The organism is Bacteroides sp. AR29, from assembly GCF_900217715.1.
In the GTDB taxonomy this organism is placed as follows: domain Bacteria; phylum Bacteroidota; class Bacteroidia; order Bacteroidales; family Bacteroidaceae; genus Bacteroides; species Bacteroides uniformis.
Map to the genome: position 1 here is coordinate 207544 of NZ_OBMS01000004.1, position 15549 is coordinate 223092.

Below are 15549 nucleotides of genomic sequence, written 5' to 3' on the forward strand. Positions count from 1 at the left end.
AAGGATGCTTGTAAAAAGGCATCCTTTTTTCACTAAATCCCCTTTTTGTATGAAACACATTATAGACATTGATGCTTGGGAACGCCGGGATAACTACGGCTTTTTCCGCAGTTTTGTAAATTCCTGGTATTCCGTCACCACAGAGATTGACTGCACGGAAGCCAGTGCTGCAGCCCGGGCTGCAAAGCGCTCCTTTTTCCTTTATTATCTGTATGCTGTGGTGCGTTCGGCCAATGAAGTCGATGAACTCCGTTACCGTACCGACAAGGAAGGCCGGGTTGTTTTTCACGACCGGGTGGACATCATTTCTCCGATAGCCGTTCCTGGGAAAACATTCTATACCGTGCGCATTCCCTATTACGAAGACTTTGAACGTTTCTATGCCGAAGCCTACGCCTTGATAACAAACATGCCCGAGGACGGTGACCCTTATGGAGCCGAAAAGATTCTTGCCGAGCAAGGCGATTACGATGTGGTCCATCTGAGTGCGGTTCCCAAAATGTATTTCACCTCGATAACCTATACACTTGCCGAAGCAGGCAACGGTTGCAGTTATCCGTTGATGACTGCCGGCAAGGCCGTATCTCGTGAAGGCCGTCTGGTATTTCCTCTTTCCATTTATGTGAACCATGCTTTTGTCGACGGTTCTCATTTGACCTCCTTCTTCGGAAAGGTGGAGGAGTATTTGAAAGAGATTTCACATAAATGAATCACCCCAAATAAATAATCTATGAAACGCTTATAAGGGTGTTTTTTCATGCTACAAATATATATATATATGATGCCATACATATATGGCAACTTTGAGTTGTTTTTTGTATCTCGGTTTCTGTTTTTTAAGTATCATTGAAAAATCGGAAATGTGCAGACAAGATTTGTAGTATTACAGAATTGTTACAGAATTTATCCTTACCTTTGACACTTTAACAGAATAAGCGTATGGTAAGTAATATATCTTCATGCACGAAAGTACTTGTTTTGCCGATAGTTCTATGGGTTGTTTCGTCTTTTTCCCTGCGGGCGCAGGAGAAGGATTTTGCCACTTGGGCGAATGCCGGTTTCGAATATAAGTTGAAGCCGGCATTTACTGTTTCCGGTGGGCTGGAGTGGCGTACAAAGGATGATTTGGGAAAGACAGACCGGTGGGGGCTGAAGGTGGGGGGAAGCTATAAGCTGTTGCCTTTCCTGAAGCTTGGAGCTGGGTATGAGACGCATTACCGCAATCGGGGGGCAGATGGCTGGAAGTTCCGGCACCGCTACCGTTTGGAAGGCACTCTGTCTGCCCGTGTGCAAAGGGTGAAACTGTCCTTGCGTGAGCGCTTTCAGCATACGTTCGATGGGCATAGAGATGAGTTCCGCTTGCGCTCGCGTGCGAAGTTTGCCTATGACATTCCGAAGTGCAAGCTGGAACCGTATGCTTCGGCCGAGATGTATAATGGTTTGAATAAGACAGAGCACTTCGGAGTAAAGCGGATGCGCTATCGTGGGGGTATTACGTTGCCCTTGTCCGAGCGCTGGGAGGCGGACATCTTCTATTGCAGGCAATGGGAGAAGGATAAGCGGAAGGATATAGTAGGGGTGGAGTGTGTTTATAGCTTTTGAGGGGAGATGAGGGCTGAAAGCCTTTTTTTACTTTTTGTTCTTCCGGTACTCCTTTTTCAGATAAAAGTTGAATCCGGCATATATTTGGAGGGTGCCGAACCCGTTGTTCAGGGAGAAACTGTTTTTGTAGTAGTCGTATGTCCGTCCTACGAATGAGGTACCCACGAAGTATTTGCTGTTGTTGTATACCACACCTGCACGCAGAATGAAGTCGATATTGAAATTCTTGTACCAGTCGTCCGCTTCCCGCTCTTCTGTCTTCTCTATGCGTGATGTCTTGTAGGCGACAGCCGGATTGAACGACAGGCATGCGAGGCAGTTGCGGGCAAACACCCAATTGTAGGCATAGCCGGCGTTGAGGCTGATGTTCGTGTATTTGATATGTTTCACCTTCATACCCGGGTTCATGGTTTCCTGAATGATTTCGGGCAGCTTGGTATAGTCGAAGTTCAGATTGTGGGTGGATACGGAGAATCCGGCAATGAAAGAACCTGCATTGCAGCGCTGGTTGGTGGACTGGCTGAAGGCGGCTGGATAGGAGAAACGTCGATTGTTGAAAATGTAATACAGATTTAATCCCTTCATCTTTACTTTCAATCCGTTGAAATCTTCGGAATAATTGGAGGGAATCTCGTCGGAAAAGCCGGATACCTTGTGTATCTTATAGTCGTTTCCGGTGCTGCGATAGAAAATGTCGACTCCCAGTTTGGAACTGTAAAGACTGAGATCAAACTCCGTACCGCGCTTTTTCTTGCTTTTCTTTCCGTAGAGCCAGTCCGTATCGACAGCCCATCCCAGGAATATCCAACGCCATCCGAAGTAAGCGCCTATCTTGTTGTGAGGGTTGGGCGAGAAACGGAGCCGCTGGTCGTCATTGCCCACGGAGTAATACTCGTAATTGGTGAAATGGTCGAGCATCAGGGCGTAATTGTATCGGTTGGGACTGATATAGGTAGTGTCGAAGTCGCTGAAGTTGAGGAATTTCTTCAATGCTTTTCCGAAGGTGTTTTTATATACGATGCTGTCGCATGCGACAGAACCGTTCTCCTTGTTTTGCGCAAACAATGAGAATGTAAATAATATCCATAAGCAGAAAAAGGCCCCTCTTTGCATCTTGTTGTTCTCTCTCATTTATACAAAGCTAAATAAAATAACCGGTTTTTGAACAGTATCCCGCTAATTTTTCTCTGAAAAAGGCATCAATAATTTGTAGTTCTCAATCGGAATGACTAATATTGAACGTCTTATTGAGAGACTTTATGAATCAAAACCAGATAAAGAAGAATACGATATGAAGAAGATTATCAATCCGTGGAAAGATATGGAGGGCTACAACTGTTTCGGTTGCTCTCCTGACAATGAAGCCGGTGTGAGAATGGAGTTTTATGAGGACGGTGACGAGGTGGTGAGCATCTGGAAGCCGCGTCCGGAGTATCAAGGGTGGCTGAATACGTTGCATGGAGGCATCCAGTCCGTATTGCTGGATGAAATCTGCGGCTGGGTCGTGTTCCGCAAGCTGCAGACCGGCGGGGTGACATCGAAAATGGAAACCCGCTTCCGCAAATCCATATCGACCAACGACACGCATGTGGTGCTGCGGGCTTCGCTTCGCGAGCAGAAGCGGAATATTGCTATCATAGAAGCACGCCTGTATAATAGCATGGGCGAACTTTGCACAGAAGCCACTTGCACCTACTTTACCTTTCCGAAGGAGAAGGCGGAAGCGGAAATGCATTTCCATAGCTGCGAAGTAGAGCAGGAGGAAATATTGCCGTTGATTTAATTGTTTCACCACAGATTACACAGATTTGCATAGATTGGAATAAAAATAATCTGTGCAAATCTGTGTAATTTGTGGTGAACTAAGATGAATTTGAAAGAAAAAATAAACTTTTTGTGATAAATCTTTTGGAGTTTCAAACTTTTAGTTTACTTTTGTCGCATTAAAATCCAAAAAATATGAAGAATATCGTTGCACATCATCACCATCATCATCCTAACGAATAACTCGGTGGGCGTATGAGTGTATATGTACAACAGATGACATAACAGACGAGGCTTGCCGAATATTGGTAAGCCTCGTTTTGTTTTCTGTCATCTCATTCAAAATAGTAAATAGTAAATCGTAAAATAGTAAATAACCTTATGTTAAGAATTGCAGTACAAGCTAAGGGTCGTCTGTATGACGAGACCATGTCGTTTTTGGGAGAATCGGATATAAAGTTGAGTGCCATGAAGCGCTCGTTGTTGGTGCAGTCGTCAAACTTTCCTCTTGAAGTGTTGTTTCTGAGGGATGACGACATTCCGCAGTCTGTGGCTACCGGAGTGGCTGATATAGGAATTGTGGGTGAGAATGAATTTGTTGAGAAGAATGAGGATGCAGAGATAATCAAGCGTCTGGGATTCAGCAAATGCCGTCTGTCTCTTGCCATGCCGAAGGATATTGAGTATCCGGGGGTGAAGTGGTTTCACGGAAAGAAGATTGCGACATCTTATCCGGGTATCCTTTCCGGCTTTTTGAAAGAGAATGGGGTGAATGCGGAGATACACGTCATTACGGGGTCGGTAGAAGTGGCGCCGGGCATCGGTCTGGCAGATGCCATTTTCGATATTGTAAGTTCCGGTTCTACGCTGGTGAGCAACCGTTTGAAGGAAGTGGAGGTTGTGATGAAGTCCGAAGCCCTGCTGATTGGTAACAGGAACCTGAGCGAGGAAAAGCAAGAGATATTGAGGGAGCTGTTGTTCCGTATGGATGCCGTGAAGACAGCCGAAGATAAGAAGTATGTGCTGATGAATGCCCCGAAAGAGAAACTGGATGAGATTGTCTCTGTACTTCCGGGCATGAAGAGCCCCACGGTGATGCCTTTGGCACAAGAAGGCTGGTGCTCAGTACATACCGTACTCGACGAGAAGTGTTTCTGGGAGATTATCGGAAAGCTGAAAGCGCTGGGGGCAGAAGGCATTCTGGTGCTGCCGATTGAGAAAATGATAATTTAAAGCCTCGAGGATGTGTCAAAAGTATATAAACGCTTTCTTTATGTTACGACATTAGGTGCGAATTACGCGAAATAGCGCGGATTCGGTAAAATAAATCCGTGAAATCCGCGTAATCAGCGCCTAAAAGAAAGTCTTCAGAGAGTTTTGATACACCTCCAATAATATCATGGTTTATGCATAAATCTTTAAAAACATGTCATTATGATATTGATTAGTAATCCCGATAAATCCCAGTGGCAAGAGATTCTGAAACGTCCGGTGATGAATACGGAGAATCTGTTTGATACGGTGCGGAGTGTTATTGACCGTGTGAAGGAGGAGGGAGACCGTGCTGTGCTGGATTATGAAGAAAAATTTGATAAAGTGGTGTTGGCCTCGCTGGCAGTGTCGGAAGAGGAACAGCAGGAAGCGGAAAACCTGGTGAGTGAAGACTTGAAAGCAGCTATTCGCCTGGCAAAGCAGAACATCGAGACTTTCCACGCCGCACAACGCTTTGAGGGCAAGAAAGTGCAGACTCAGCCGGGGGTGACCTGCTGGCAGAAAGCGGTTGCCATAGAAAAGGTGGGATTGTATATCCCCGGAGGAACGGCTCCGCTGTTTTCTACGGTACTGATGCTGGCCGTTCCCGCCAGGATTGCCGGATGCAAGGAGATTGTTCTCTGCACCCCTCCGGGACGTGACGGAAAGGTACATCCCGCTGTGTTGTTTGCCGCAAAAGTGGCAGGTGTCAACCGGATTTTCAAAGCTGGCGGCATACAAGCCATTGCCGCTATGGCATACGGAACGGAAAGTGTGCCTAAGGTTTACAAGATATTCGGTCCGGGAAATCAGTATGTCACGGCTGCCAAACAGCTTGTGAGCTTGCGTGATGTGGCGATAGATATGCCGGCAGGACCTTCGGAAGTAGAAGTTTTGGCTGACGAAACAGCTAATCCGATTTTTGTCGCCGCCGACTTGTTGAGCCAGGCAGAACACGGAGTGGACAGTCAGGCTATATTAATTACGACCTCTGTAGAATTGCAACAAGCTGTAAAGGTGGAAGTGGAACGCCAACTGGCCTTACTGCCACGTAAAGAGATTGCCGAAAAGTCTCTTGCCAATAGCAAACTGATTGTAGTGGACAGCATGACAGAAGCCATTGAATTGACCAACGCGTATGCTCCCGAACATCTTATCATAGAAACCGAGGATTATCTTTCCGTGGCAGAACGTATCGTGAATGCCGGTTCCGTATTCCTGGGTTCTCTTACTCCGGAGAGTGCGGGAGATTATGCTTCGGGCACAAACCATACCCTGCCGACAAACGGCTATGCCAAAGCATACAGCGGTGTCAGCCTCGACAGCTTTATCCGCAAGATAACTTTTCAGGAGATAAAGCCGGAAGGATTAAATATCATCGGCCCTGCCATCGAGCTGATGGCTGCCAATGAACAGCTGGATGCGCATAAGAATGCTGTGAGTGTGAGACTGGGGCAGTTGGAAAATGGAAATGGAAATTGAAAGTTGAAAATTGAGAGCTGATGGCTTAAAGTAATTTTAATCGTAAATTGTCAAATCATAAATAACATGGTGAAAACATTACAAGAACTTACCCGTCCGAATATCTGGCGTCTGAAGCCTTATTCTTCAGCACGTGATGAATATAATGGTGCTGCGGCATCCGTTTTTCTCGATGCAAACGAGAATCCTTATAACATGCCGCACAACCGTTATCCCGACCCCATGCAGCGGGAGTTAAAGACAGAATTGTCTAAAATTAAAAAGGTGAGTCCCGATTCCATCTTCTTAGGGAATGGCAGTGACGAAGCTATCGATTTGGTGTTCCGTGCTTTTTGTGAACCCCGTGTGGACAATGTAGTGGCTATCGACCCTACCTACGGCATGTATCAAGTCTGTGCTGACGTTAATGATGTGGAGTACCGTAAAGTGCTGCTCGATGAGGATTTCCAGTTCTCTGCCGACAAGCTTTTGGCTGCTGCGGATGAGCATACCAAACTGATTTTTATCTGCTCTCCCAACAATCCTACCGGCAATGACCTGCTCCGTAGCGAGATTGAAACGCTGATTCGCCAGTTTGATGGGTTGGTGATACTGGATGAGGCATACAATGACTTCTCCGAAGCACCTTCCTTCCTCGAAAATTTGAATCGGTATCCGAATCTCATTGTACTGCAAACCTTCTCCAAAGCATGGGGATGTGCTGCCATCCGTCTGGGCATGGCATTTGCCTCACCGGAGATTATCGGCATCCTCAGTAAGATAAAATATCCCTATAACGTGAACCAGCTGACACAGAAGCAGGCAGTGGAAATGCTTCACCGCTATTATGAAATAGAACGTTGGGTGAAGACCTTGAAAGAAGAACGGGAGAATCTGGAAGCCGAGTTCGCCGCACTGCCATGTACGGTGAAGATGTTCCCTTCCCATGCCAATTTCTTCCTGGCCCGTGTGACGGATGCCGTGAAGATTTACAATTATCTGGTAGGCAAGGGTATCATTGTCCGCAACCGTAACTCCGTGTCACTCTGCGGAAATTGCCTGCGGGTGACGGTGGGAACGAGAGGAGAGAATGAAAAATTGATTGAAGCGCTGAAGGAATATATGTAGAAGGAGTTAAAGGGAGTAAAAGGGGGGTAAAGGGATTAAAAGGGAGTTAAAGGCCGATACTGCTGTTCTATACAAGTAATGCTTATGCAAGCAGAACTACTGGCCTCTAACTCCTCTAACTCCTCTAACTCCTTCTACCTCCTTCTAACTCCCGATAACTCCCTTTATTCCCTCAAAAAAAATATCCTTTAAAATGAAGAAACTACTTTTTATAGACCGTGACGGGACTTTAGTCATTGAGCCGCCCATTGATTATCAGCTGGACTCCCTGGAGAAGCTGGAGTTCTATCCGAAAGTGATGCGCAATCTTGGCTTCATCCGCAGCAAGCTGGATTTTGATTTTGTAATGGTGACCAATCAGGACGGTCTCGGCACCGCCTCCTTTCCGGAAGAGACCTTCTGGCCGGCACACAACCTGATGATGAAGACATTGGAAGGCGAAGGCATCACCTTCGACGACATCTGCATAGACCGCAGCATGCCCGACGACAATGCACCGACCCGCAAGCCGCGTACCGGAATGCTTGCCAAATACCTCGATAACCCGGACTACGATTTGTCCCACAGTTTCGTCATTGGCGACCGGCCTACGGATGTGGAACTGGCAAAGAATCTGGGCTGCCGTGCCATTCTTCTGCAAGATGACACGGCATCATTGAAACCCGTTTCCGAAGGTGGCGGTGCCGCTTGTGACGGACTTGAAGATTACTGCGCCCTCGCCACCAGGGATTGGGATAAGGTTGCCGAATTCCTCTTTGCCGGTGAGCGTACGGCGGAAGTACGTCGTACTACCAAGGAGACAGATATATACGTATCCTTGAATCTGGATGGTAACGGGCATTGTGACATCGCGACCGGACTGGGCTTCTTCGACCACATGCTGGAGCAGATAGGCAAGCACGGCGGCATGGACCTCACCATCCGTGTGAAAGGCGACCTCGAAGTGGACGAGCACCACACCATCGAGGATACCGCTCTTGCTCTGGGCGACTGCCTTTATCAGGCCTTAGGAAGCAAGCGCGGCATCGAACGCTACGGCTATGCCCTTCCTATGGACGATTGTCTCTGCCAGGTGTGCCTCGACTTCGGCGGTCGCCCGTGGTTGGTATGGGATGCCGGGTTCAAGCGCGAGAAGATAGGCGACATGCCTACGGAAATGTTCCTGCACTTCTTCAAGTCCTTGAGTGATGCCGCCCGGATGAATCTTAATGTAAAAGCCGAAGGGCAGAACGAACATCATAAGATAGAAGGCATCTTCAAGGCGCTGGCACGTGCGCTGAAGATGGCGGTGAAAAGGGATATTTATCACTTTGAACTGCCAAGCTCGAAAGGAGTGTTGTAGAATCGTACAGACAACTGCTGCAAAGTTACTGCATACCTTTTGCAGTGTTGCTGCAAAGCAGTTGCAGTGACGCTGCAAGGCTTTTGCAGAGCCACTGCAGATGTATTGCAGAGCTACTGCAGATGTATTGCAGAGTTTTGCAGTTGTATATCTCTGATTAATAGATAAGTAGTGTTATGTCACATTTAGCCCCTTTGATAGCTGATTTAGCTCTGATATTGATTTGTGCGGGGATTATGACCCTGCTTTTTAAGAAATTGAAGCAACCGCTGGTGTTAGGATATGTAGTTGCAGGATTCCTTGCCAGCCCTCACATGGCCTATACACCGTCGGTGATGGACACGGCTAATATACAGACCTGGGCGGATATAGGCGTTATCTTCCTGCTGTTTGCACTGGGATTGGAATTCAGCTTCAAGAAGATTGTGAAGGTGGGAGGCGTGGCGATTATTGCTGCGTGTACCATCATCTTTTGTATGATATTGTTGGGAGTGGCGGTAGGTACCGGGTTCGGCTGGCAACGGATGGACTGTATCTTCCTGGGCGGTATGATTGCCATGTCGTCCACTACCATTATCTATAAGGCGTTTGATGATTTGGGGATGCGCAAGAAACAGTTCACGGGGCTGGTGCTCAGTGTGCTTATCCTGGAGGATATTCTTGCCATCGTATTGATGGTGATGCTCTCCACGATGGCAGTCAGCCATAACTTCGAGGGTACGGAGATGCTGGGGAGCATTGCCAAACTGCTGTTCTTCCTGATACTTTGGTTCGTCGTAGGGATATACCTCATCCCCGGATTGCTGAAGCGGTGCCGGAAGCTGATGAGCGAGGAAACCTTGCTGATAGTCTCTCTCGGACTCTGTTTCGGTATGGTGGTGATGGCCGCGCACACGGGTTTCTCGGCTGCTTTCGGCGCGTTCATCATGGGCTCCATTCTTGCCGAGACGGTAGAGGCGGAGAGCATAGAGCGCCTGGTGAAGCCGGTCAAGGACTTGTTCGGCGCCATCTTCTTCGTATCGGTCGGCATGATGGTAGACCCGGCCATGATTGTGGAGTATGCGGGACCTATTGTCGTGATTACTCTGGCGGTCATCCTCGGGCAATCCCTCTTCGGGACGCTGGGTGTGCTGCTGGCAGGGCAACCGCTGAAGACGGCTATGCAATGCGGTTTCAGTCTGACGCAAATCGGTGAGTTTGCCTTTATTATAGCTTCGCTGGGCGTGTCACTGCATGTCACCAGCCATTTCTTGTATCCTATTGTGGTGGCGGTGTCTGTCATCACCACTTTCCTCACTCCTTATATGATTCGTTTGGCAGAACCGGCTTCCAATCTTGTGGATACGCATTTGCCGGAAAAATGGAGAAAGTTCTTGACCCGCTATGCTTCAGGTTCGCAGACCATGAACCACGAGAGTCTGTGGAAGAAACTGATATTTGCGCTGGTCAGGATTACGGTGGTGTATTCCATCATTTGCGTGGCGGTGATAGCTTTGGCGTTCCGTTTTCTGGTGCCTTTCGTGCACGACAGTCTGCCCGGGGTATGGGGCTCTCTGTTGGCTGCCTTTATCATCATTCTGTGTATAGCTCCGTTCCTGCGTGCCATCATGATTAAAAAGAACCACTCGGAAGAGTTCGTGACTTTATGGAAGGATAACCGTGGAAACCGGGCACCGTTGGTGGCCACCATTGTACTGCGTCTGCTGCTGGGCGTTTCGTTCGTCATGTTCGTAATAGCCGGTTTGTTCAAGATGTCCGTCGGTCTGGTGTTTGGAGTGGCGGTGCTGCTGGTGACCCTGATGATACTCTCCCGCCAGTTGAAGAAGCAGTCCATCATGATAGAGAGGACATTCTTCCAGAATCTGCGGTACCGCGACATGCGTGCCGAGTATATGGGAGAGAAGAAACCGGAGTATGCGGGACGTCTGCTGTCGCGCGACCTGCACCTGACGGATTTTGAAATCCCCGGCGAGTCGGCATGGGTGGGCAGGACATTGGCGGAGCTGAATTTTGGAAAGAAATACGGTATCCATGTGGTCTCTATCCTTCGGGGCAAGAAACGGATTAATATTCCCGGAGCGTCTGTCCGCCTTTTCCCGCAGGACAAGATACAAGTAATTGCCACGGATGAGGAATTGAACATCTTCGGCCAGGAGATGGATAAGGTGTCTGCCATGAATGCGGATGTGATAGAGAAGAGTGAGATGATTCTACGCCAGTTCTGTGTGGACGGGCAGTCCCCTTTCCTGAACAAGACCCTGAAAGAAGCAGGGATACGCGAGAAATATCACTGCCTGATTGCCGGTGTGGAGCGGGGAGGGGAGACCTTGCATGCTCCCGACCCGCATGAACCTTTTGTGGAGGGAGATGTGGTATGGATTGTAGGCGAGAGTGCCGATGTGTACAAGCTGGTCGGCTGGAAATGTGAAGGTTTCGACATGGGGTAAGGTCTACCCCATGAACGCTAATCAGAGTTTGTTCAGTATTTTGTCCATTACCCAGTTGGTCAGAGTGGCGCTTTCGCCGTCACAGCCGCAGACTGACTTGCCCAGCAGGTGGTCTACCACTGCCTGTATAAGCGGTTGTTGGACGTAGGTGGGATTTTCGACAATGATTTCCTCACGCCCTCTTTCTGTGTGCAGCGCAATGGGGTCATAGGTGAATACGGAGAAACAAATCATGCCTTTGTCTCCAATGATTTCTATACGGTCTTCGCGGGCGGATTCGTGGGCGACAAAACACCAGGAGCCGCTGCCTACTAGTCCGCTGTCAAACTGGAAACATGCGCTTAGAGTGTCTTCGGCAGGATATAGTCTGCCACGGTTGCTCTTGTAGCCGCTAGCTTCGAGGATACATCCGAAGATTTCCTGCAGCAAGTCTATCTGGTGGGGCGCAAGGTCATAGAAGTATCCTCCGCCGGCAATGTCCGGCTGCACGCGCCACGGCAGGTTTTCCTTGTTATGGTCGAGGTCGCGGGGAGGCTGGGCGAAGCGGATTTGAATGTTGATGACATTGCCAATATGTCCTTCCTCTACCAGTGACTTTACCTTCAGGAAGTAGGGCAGATAGCGGCGGTAATACGCGACAAAACATGGAACACCCGTTTCTTGGGAAATGCGGTTGATGCGGCAGCACTCTTCGTAGGTAACGGCCATCGGCTTCTCTATGTAGACCGGTTTACCTGCCTTCATGGACATGATGGCGTACGTAGCATGTGAAGAAGGAGGAGTGGCAATGTACACGGCGTTCACCTCTTCGTCGTCAATCAGTTCCTGGGCATCGTCGTACCATTTAGGAATCCCTCTTTCCTTGGCGTAGGTCTTGGCCTTGTCACCATTTCGGCTCATGACGGCCACTACTTCGGAGTTCTCTATTTTCTGGAATGCCGGTCCGCTTTTGTATTTGGTCACTTCTCCGCAACCGATGAATCCCCATTTAATTATTCTCTCGCTCATAATCTTTCCCTTATTTTTACTCTTCCTCAAAATCGAATTCAAAGTCGAAATCATCCAGAAATTCCGGTTCTGTAAATTCTTCCAGACTCCGGCGGTCTTTTTTCGTTGGTCGTCCGGTACCTTTGGCACGGTTGACGAAACCGCTAACACGGCTCATCTCCAGCAGTTCATACTGTTCCGGAGTCGTTACATTCTCCATCATTTCGGCCACTAACTTTGCGCCAACACGCTTTTCGATGGGCTGCAGAACTTTGAAGGAATAGGTGACGGGGGGCTTGCGCACCTGGATGACGTCTCCCGGCTTCACCGTACGGGCAGCCTTTGCCAGTGCGCCATTGATGCTGATGCGTCCTTTTTTGCAGGCTTCGGCGGCTATGGTACGCGTCTTGAAGATGCGCACGGCCCACATCCATTTGTCAATTCTGGCTTCGTTCATTTCTTGTTATATTGATTCATGGTGATATCTATTCCCGCCAGGCAGAAACTTTTGATGATTTCTCCGGCTGTCTCCAATCTCTCATCCATTGTTTTCCAATCTTCATCGGTAAAATGTCCCAGCACATAGTCAATCTGCCCACCACGGGGAAAGTCATTGCCGATGCCGAAACGCAGGCGTGCATAATTCTGGGTGCCCAGCGTTGATGCAATATGCTTAAGGCCGTTATGTCCCGCATCGCTTCCCTTACCTTTCAGGCGCAGTGTGCCGAAAGGCAGTGCCAGGTCATCTACCACTACCAACACATTCTCCAATGGAATGTTTTCCTTTTGCATCCAGTAGCGTACGGCGTTGCCGCTGAGGTTCATAAAGGTGGAAGGCTTCAGCAGTAACAGTTGGCGTCCCTTGACTGACAGTGTTGTGGTGAAACCATAACGTCCGTCGGTAAAAGTGGCACCCGCTGCTTTGGCCAGAGCATCTACTGCCATGAATCCGATGTTATGGCGGGTTTCGTGATATTCGGGGCCGATATTGCCCAATCCTACAATTAAATATTTCATAGTCAGTGCTTCCTGTTTATGAGGGTGTTAAAACTAGTATTCACCACAGATTACACAGATTTGCACAGATAGACATCTTTGATTATCGGTACATTAAATTCATTCTGTGTTAATCTGTGTAATCTGTGGTGAATTATACACTCTCGTGAGCCGTAAAAAGAACGCGGATTATCGCAACTTTCCGCGGAAATCAGTATGAAATCTGCGTTGGCTGCGTTAATCCGCGTTCCCGAATATTTAGTCTTTCTTGGAAAGAATCGATTAGTTGCCTGCAGCAGCAGCGGCACCTCTTGCAGCACGAGTCAGCTTAACGGCGCATACAACAGCTTCTTTGGCATTCAGCAATTCCAATCCTTCGTATTGCAATTCGCCAACTTTAACAGTCTTACCAAGTCCCAAGTGGGCAACGTTGATAGTCAGTCTTTCAGGAATTACGTTATACAAAGCTCTTACTTTCAGCTTACGCATCTGGAGTACCAGCTTACCACCAGCCTTAACACCTTCTGCCAAACCTTCCATCTGTACCGGAACTTCCATAACGATAGGCTTAGCCTCGTCGATTTGATAGAAGTCAACGTGCAGGATAGTATCCTTTACGGGGTGGAATTGGATATCTTTCATGATAGCGTTTACTTTCTTGCCATCAATCACCAAGTCAACTACGTAGATGTGCGGAGTGTAAACCAAGTTACGCAGACCCTCTGCAGGTACAGTGAAGTGAACATTTTCACCTGCACCATAAAGTACGCAAGGTACACCGTTGTTTTTACGAATAGCTTTCAAAGCTCTTGCTTGTTCCGAAGAACGTTCTGCAATAGTTCTTGCAGTTCCTTTTACTTCAATTGATTTCATTTTAAAAAATTTTGTGTTACTCTAAATTAAGTAAATTTTTTGCTTAATTCACCATCACACGATGTGGCTTGCCACACGATGTTGCAAAAAAGCGGTGCAAAAGTACAGCTTCTTTTTGAATTATCAAAAGGTTATAACTTAAAATTCAATGTCTATCTTGATTTCTCCTTCCAATGAAGACGCTTTTTCCTCTTTCGACAGTTCTTCTTTTCCCGTTTCGGGACTTTCAGCCTCTTCGTCAGCGGTATGTCTTGTATAGCAACCCTGCTGCTCCTGGATGAAGCCGATGGCTTGCTGGAGTCCGTTCATGAACTTTTCAAAATCCTCTTTGTATAGAAAGATTTTGTGCTTTTCGAAACTTACCTGCGAGTCGTCTCCTTCGCCCATCACAATCTTCTTGCTTTCCGTGATGGCGAGAAACATTTCGTCTTTTCTGTTTTTCTTGACGTCTAAATAGTAGATGCGCTTACCTGCTTTGATGGATTGGGAGAATACAATCTCCTTGTCGTTCATGTCCGCTGCGTTTTTCTTCTTAAAGTCTTCCATATTATAATAGGTCTCAATTTTGATATTATCACCTTAAAACTTGTATCTCGTAGCTTTTAGCTCTTTATCGGGCTCAAAATTGACGATTTTTTTTAAACTGTCAAAAGAAAAAGACCGGATAATCAATATCTGCATTAAAAAATGTGATTTATTTATGTAAACTCATTAAAAATGCCTACTTTTGCGCCTTGTTAAAACACTAGTATTTACTTTAGAATTATGATCAACAGAGTTCTTATTCGTCTTAAGATTATACAGATTGTATATGCTTATTATCAGAATGGCAGTAAAAATTTAGACTCAGCGGAGAAAGAATTGTTCTTTAGCCTTTCAAAGGCATACGACCTCTACAACTACCTGCTGATGCTGATGATAGCTTTGACGAACTACGCACAAAAACGTATTGATGCGGCAAAAGCTAAGCTGGCTCCCACTGCCGAGGAGCTGTATCCCAACATGAAATTTGTGGAAAACAAGTTCATAGCCCAGTTGGAAGTGAACAAACAATTGACGGAATTCATTGCCAACCAAAAGCGCACGTGGGCCAATGATGAAGACTTTGTCAAGGGATTGTATGAGAAAATTGTGGAATCAGATATATATAAGGAATATATGGCTTCTTCGGACAATTCTTACGAATACGACCGTGAATTGTGGAGAAAGCTGTATAAGACTTTTGTCTTCAACAACGAAGCCTTGGACAATGTGCTCGAAGACCAGAGCCTCTACTGGAATGACGACAAGGAGATTGTGGATACTTTCGTACTGAAAACCATCAAGCGCTTTGAAGAGAAGAATGGTGCCAATCAGGAACTTCTACCAGAGTTCAAGGATGAGGAAGACCAGGAATTTGCACGCCGTTTGTTCCGCCGTGCCATCTTGAACTGCGACTATTACCGTCACCTCATCAGCGAGAACACGCGCAATTGGGACTTGGACCGTGTAGCCTTTATGGACGTTGTAATCATGCAGTGTGCCTTGGCCGAAATATTAAGTTTCCCGAACATTCCGGTGAGTGTTTCGTTGAACGAATATGTCGATATTGCCAAAGTTTACAGCACGGCCAAAAGTGGCAGCTTCGTGAACGGTACATTGGATGGAATAGTTAATCAATTAAAAAAAGAAGGTAAGTTAACGAAAAACTAATACCTT

The 15549-nt window shown here is 47.2% G+C and carries 15 protein-coding genes; 9 read left to right on the forward strand and 6 right to left on the reverse strand.

The window, feature by feature from the left end; translation table 11 throughout:
• The first annotated feature begins 49 nt into the window (after positions 1–49).
• Together CSD97_RS03715 and CSD97_RS03720 are read left to right on the forward strand one after the other, a co-directional pair.
• On the forward strand, positions 50–709 hold the full coding sequence (locus CSD97_RS03715) for a CatA-like O-acetyltransferase (RefSeq protein WP_016272851.1): 660 nt from the start codon (positions 50–52) through the stop codon (positions 707–709).
• A 230-nt stretch (positions 710–939) separates the two neighbouring features.
• Entirely contained in the window at positions 940–1602 is a 663-nt protein-coding gene (locus CSD97_RS03720) for a DUF2490 domain-containing protein (protein WP_005831821.1), read from the forward strand.
• A gap of 27 nt (positions 1603–1629) precedes the next feature.
• On the opposite strand, the gene CSD97_RS03725 is transcribed toward CSD97_RS03720, so the two are convergent.
• Entirely contained in the window at positions 1630–2715 is a 1086-nt protein-coding gene (locus tag CSD97_RS03725) for a DUF4421 domain-containing protein (RefSeq protein ID WP_008665394.1), read from the reverse strand.
• A 178-nt stretch (positions 2716–2893) separates the two neighbouring features.
• On the opposite strand from CSD97_RS03725, the gene CSD97_RS03730 reads away from it, so the two are divergent.
• The 6 genes from CSD97_RS03730 (at position 2894) to CSD97_RS03755 (ending at position 10995) form a co-directional block, all read left to right on the forward strand.
• The gene (locus CSD97_RS03730) at positions 2894–3385 is read left to right on the forward strand and encodes a PaaI family thioesterase (RefSeq protein ID WP_005832726.1); all 492 of its coding nucleotides are present in this window, start codon (positions 2894–2896) and stop codon (positions 3383–3385) included.
• Positions 3386–3747: 362 nt separating this feature from the next.
• Entirely contained in the window at positions 3748–4599 is an 852-nt protein-coding gene (gene hisG, locus CSD97_RS03735; protein WP_005832724.1) for an ATP phosphoribosyltransferase, read from the forward strand.
• A gap of 201 nt (positions 4600–4800) precedes the next feature.
• Positions 4801–6099: a histidinol dehydrogenase gene (gene hisD / locus CSD97_RS03740; RefSeq protein ID WP_008665399.1), complete on the forward strand. Its 1299-nt coding sequence runs from the start codon at positions 4801–4803 to the stop codon at positions 6097–6099.
• Between the two features lie 66 nt (positions 6100–6165).
• On the forward strand, positions 6166–7206 hold the full coding sequence (gene hisC, locus CSD97_RS03745) for a histidinol-phosphate transaminase (protein WP_008665401.1): 1041 nt from the start codon (positions 6166–6168) through the stop codon (positions 7204–7206).
• Between the two features lie 193 nt (positions 7207–7399).
• The gene (gene hisB / locus CSD97_RS03750) at positions 7400–8548 is read left to right on the forward strand and encodes a bifunctional histidinol-phosphatase/imidazoleglycerol-phosphate dehydratase HisB (RefSeq protein WP_008665405.1); all 1149 of its coding nucleotides are present in this window, start codon (positions 7400–7402) and stop codon (positions 8546–8548) included.
• A gap of 176 nt (positions 8549–8724) precedes the next feature.
• Entirely contained in the window at positions 8725–10995 is a 2271-nt protein-coding gene (locus tag CSD97_RS03755; protein ID WP_005831807.1) for a cation:proton antiporter, read from the forward strand.
• Between the two features lie 21 nt (positions 10996–11016).
• Here the strand turns inward: CSD97_RS03755 and CSD97_RS03760 are convergent, their stop codons facing one another.
• From CSD97_RS03760 to CSD97_RS03780, 5 genes are all read right to left on the reverse strand, one after another.
• A complete protein-coding gene (locus tag CSD97_RS03760; RefSeq protein ID WP_005831805.1) occupies positions 11017–12003 on the reverse strand; it encodes a Gfo/Idh/MocA family oxidoreductase in 987 nt (328 codons plus the stop codon).
• A 16-nt stretch (positions 12004–12019) separates the two neighbouring features.
• On the reverse strand, positions 12020–12439 hold the full coding sequence (locus CSD97_RS03765) for an RNA-binding S4 domain-containing protein (RefSeq protein ID WP_005831803.1): 420 nt from the start codon (positions 12437–12439) through the stop codon (positions 12020–12022).
• Positions 12436–12999: an aminoacyl-tRNA hydrolase gene (gene pth, locus CSD97_RS03770; protein WP_005832710.1), complete on the reverse strand. Its 564-nt coding sequence runs from the start codon at positions 12997–12999 to the stop codon at positions 12436–12438. The genes CSD97_RS03765 and pth overlap by 4 nt, the downstream gene beginning before the upstream one ends.
• A gap of 261 nt (positions 13000–13260) precedes the next feature.
• Positions 13261–13851 carry a 50S ribosomal protein L25/general stress protein Ctc gene (locus tag CSD97_RS03775; protein ID WP_005832708.1) on the reverse strand — a complete coding sequence of 197 codons (591 nt, stop codon included), beginning with the start codon at positions 13849–13851 and terminating at the stop codon, positions 13261–13263.
• Positions 13852–13989: 138 nt separating this feature from the next.
• Complete coding sequence (locus CSD97_RS03780; RefSeq protein WP_034522710.1) at positions 13990–14397, reverse strand: PUR family DNA/RNA-binding protein; 408 nt, start codon at positions 14395–14397, stop codon at positions 13990–13992.
• Between the two features lie 219 nt (positions 14398–14616).
• Here CSD97_RS03780 and nusB point away from each other — a divergent pair, with 219 nt between their 5' ends.
• On the forward strand, positions 14617–15543 hold the full coding sequence (gene nusB / locus CSD97_RS03785) for a transcription antitermination factor NusB (protein ID WP_005831796.1): 927 nt from the start codon (positions 14617–14619) through the stop codon (positions 15541–15543).
• Positions 15544–15549: the final 6 nt, after the last annotated feature.

Excerpts from the sequence above, each read along its gene's own strand:
- hisB (WP_008665405.1), top strand. The coding sequence starts at position 7,400 with ATGAAGAAACTACTTTTTATAGACCGTGACGGGACTTTAGTCATTGAG.
- nusB (WP_005831796.1), top strand. The coding sequence starts at position 14,617 with ATGATCAACAGAGTTCTTATTCGTCTTAAGATTATACAGATTGTATAT.
- CSD97_RS03780 (WP_034522710.1), bottom strand. The coding sequence starts at position 14,397 with ATGGAAGACTTTAAGAAGAAAAACGCAGCGGACATGAACGACAAGGAG.
- CSD97_RS03755 (WP_005831807.1), top strand. The coding sequence starts at position 8,725 with ATGTCACATTTAGCCCCTTTGATAGCTGATTTAGCTCTGATATTGATT.
- CSD97_RS03725 (WP_008665394.1), bottom strand. The coding sequence starts at position 2,715 with ATGCAAAGAGGGGCCTTTTTCTGCTTATGGATATTATTTACATTCTCA.
- pth (WP_005832710.1), bottom strand. The coding sequence starts at position 12,999 with ATGAAATATTTAATTGTAGGATTGGGCAATATCGGCCCCGAATATCAC.
- CSD97_RS03760 (WP_005831805.1), bottom strand. The coding sequence starts at position 12,003 with ATGAGCGAGAGAATAATTAAATGGGGATTCATCGGTTGCGGAGAAGTG.
- hisG (WP_005832724.1), top strand. The coding sequence starts at position 3,748 with ATGTTAAGAATTGCAGTACAAGCTAAGGGTCGTCTGTATGACGAGACC.
- CSD97_RS03765 (WP_005831803.1), bottom strand. The coding sequence starts at position 12,439 with ATGAACGAAGCCAGAATTGACAAATGGATGTGGGCCGTGCGCATCTTC.
- hisC (WP_008665401.1), top strand. The coding sequence starts at position 6,166 with ATGGTGAAAACATTACAAGAACTTACCCGTCCGAATATCTGGCGTCTG.
- CSD97_RS03720 (WP_005831821.1), top strand. The coding sequence starts at position 940 with ATGGTAAGTAATATATCTTCATGCACGAAAGTACTTGTTTTGCCGATA.
- CSD97_RS03730 (WP_005832726.1), top strand. The coding sequence starts at position 2,894 with ATGAAGAAGATTATCAATCCGTGGAAAGATATGGAGGGCTACAACTGT.
- CSD97_RS03775 (WP_005832708.1), bottom strand. The coding sequence starts at position 13,851 with ATGAAATCAATTGAAGTAAAAGGAACTGCAAGAACTATTGCAGAACGT.
- hisD (WP_008665399.1), top strand. The coding sequence starts at position 4,801 with ATGATATTGATTAGTAATCCCGATAAATCCCAGTGGCAAGAGATTCTG.
- CSD97_RS03715 (WP_016272851.1), top strand. The coding sequence starts at position 50 with ATGAAACACATTATAGACATTGATGCTTGGGAACGCCGGGATAACTAC.